The organism is Streptococcus intestinihominis (assembly GCF_046824975.1).
Taxonomy (GTDB): Bacteria; Bacillota; Bacilli; order Lactobacillales; family Streptococcaceae; genus Streptococcus.
In genome coordinates this window covers 23,091-24,191 of the sequence record NZ_JBKQBL010000007.1, presented here as the reverse complement: position 1 = coordinate 24,191, position 1,101 = coordinate 23,091, and the positions used below count along the sequence as shown (strand labels likewise).

Annotated in this window: 2 protein-coding genes and 1 pseudogene; 2 read left to right on the top strand and 1 reads right to left on the bottom strand. The window is 41.2% G+C overall.

What is annotated here, in order from left to right; translation table 11 throughout:
- Together ACLOR3_RS09605 and ACLOR3_RS09600 are read left to right on the top strand one after the other, a co-directional pair.
- Window positions 1-122, top strand: a pseudogene (locus ACLOR3_RS09605) (HIT family protein); the annotation flags it as partial.
- Window positions 123-135: 13 nt separating this feature from the next.
- Window positions 136-432, top strand: coding sequence for a hypothetical protein (locus ACLOR3_RS09600; protein WP_411400986.1), 297 nt, complete (start codon window positions 136-138; stop codon window positions 430-432).
- A gap of 58 nt (window positions 433-490) precedes the next feature.
- On the opposite strand, the gene ACLOR3_RS09595 is transcribed toward ACLOR3_RS09600, so the two are convergent.
- Window positions 491-1,101, bottom strand: a 611-nt coding sequence (locus ACLOR3_RS09595) for an LCP family protein (protein WP_412037181.1), incomplete at its 5' end; no start/stop codon positions are given.

Sequence of the window (1,101 nt, the reverse complement as noted above, 5' to 3'; positions counted from 1 at the left end):
ACACCCACGTCCATATTCTTCCACGCTACTCTCAAGAAGACGACCTAAAGATTGATTTCATTGCCCACGAACCTGATTTCGAACACCTTGCCCAATTAGCCAAGGATATCTCAAACCATTAAAAAGGAGCTTACTATGAAATTAAGAGATCTATTTTGGTTTGCGACTGGAGCAACCATCAGCTATCAACTTGTTAAAAATCGTGAACCACTGAAAAATGAATTCAACGAAACCAAACAACTAACGGATGGAATCCAATCAAACCTTTCAAAAATCAAAAAGAATATTGAAATCATCCAAGAGCAAAGAGTCCTTTTAAATCAACTACTGGAAGACTTTTCCTATAAAACAAGGGTCTTCTCTCAGCAAGCCAACGCTTCTGTAGAACAAATCCAAACTATTTGGTCTGAGAAATCTAACGATCATGAATAAACAAAAAGGTTTTGAGATAGTCGTCTCAAAACCTTTTTATTTATAGAAGTATTTGACTTTAGTTTCCTCCAGCACCAGCTACCGTTGTATCCGTATAAGGTGGCACTGTCGGTTGGTTTGGCGTAACTGCTTCTGAGCTTACAGAAGTTTCTGGAACATAGGAAGGATCATAATATCCTCCACCAGTATCCTGGCTCGCCTCTACTGGACTTTCGCCACTTTCTGATGAAGAAGCTCCCCCAGTTTCGTCGCCATCCAATAGAACGGCACTTGTTTTGAGCTTGCTTAAAGGTGATAAGCCCAAACTTTTACGCAGGATATTCTGCATCTTCAGCAGGTGCTCTGAAGTAACGATTTGGTAACTTCCGCCATCCGCTAGGGTGGCATCTTCCCCTTTCAACTGTTCCATACGGATATTCTTCAAGGCATCTCGATAACCCATCAACTGCATCAAGCTATTCGTATCCAAGGAGATATTGGTCTGCATATTATCACTAACCGCTTCAATAATTCCTTGATAGTTGCTCAAACCGTCCAGAGTCAATACTTTCTTGATGATCTTTTCGATAACTTCCCGTTGTCGTTTTTGACGGCCATAGTCTCCTTCTGGATCTTGATAACGCATCCGTGAATATACCAAGGCTTGCTCTCCATCAATCTCTTGACGAC

What these genes read in the sequence shown, in the direction of transcription:
- ACLOR3_RS09600 (WP_411400986.1), top strand. Translation starts at nt 136, where the DNA reads ATGAAATTAAGAGATCTATTTTGGTTTGCGACTGGAGCAACCATCAGC.